The following is a 591-nucleotide window of genomic DNA, read 5'->3' as shown; positions in this document are numbered from 1 at the left end:
CTAATCGGAGCGACAACAAGCAATCCTTATCACGCGATTAATCCTGCTATTCGAAGCAGATGCCAAATCTTCGAATTAAAATCTCTTACGCCAGACGATATCAAAATGGCGCTAACAAGAGCACTCAACGACTCATCCAATGGATTTGGGGATAGAAAAATTGCCGTAGAAGATGACGCCATGAACCACTTTGCCAACAGCTGTAACGGTGACGTGCGCTCGGCTTTGAATGCTCTGGAACTAGCTGTTTTATCAACAAGTGAAGGCGATGGTAAAATCGTTATTACCTTACAAACGGCAGAAGAATGTCTGCAGCAAAAGTATTTTTCACATGATAAAAATGGTGACGCTCACTATGATGTATTATCGGCTTTTCAAAAATCGATTCGCGGCAGCGACGTAAATGCCGCTCTTCATTATTTGGGACGGCTAATTGAAGCAGGAGACTTGATCAGCATCAATCGTCGCCTTTTAGTCATTGCCTATGAAGACATTGGACTAGCTGATCCGGATGCCGGCATGAGGACACTAGCAGCTATTCAAGCAACTGAGCGATTAGGACTTCCAGAAGCACGCATCCCGCTTGCAAAC

At 44.7% G+C, this 591-nt stretch carries 1 protein-coding gene; it reads left to right on the top strand.

Annotated features, from left to right (window positions below):
• Positions 1–591: AAA family ATPase (locus AC27IT_RS27875; RefSeq protein ID WP_487092274.1), on the top strand; the 591-nt coding region annotated here is incomplete at both ends.

The sequence above is a fragment of the Brevibacillus sp. YAE8 genome (assembly GCF_057543335.1).
The sequence above is the reverse complement of the archived record's forward strand: the minus strand, read 5'-3'. Positions and strand labels throughout refer to the sequence as shown.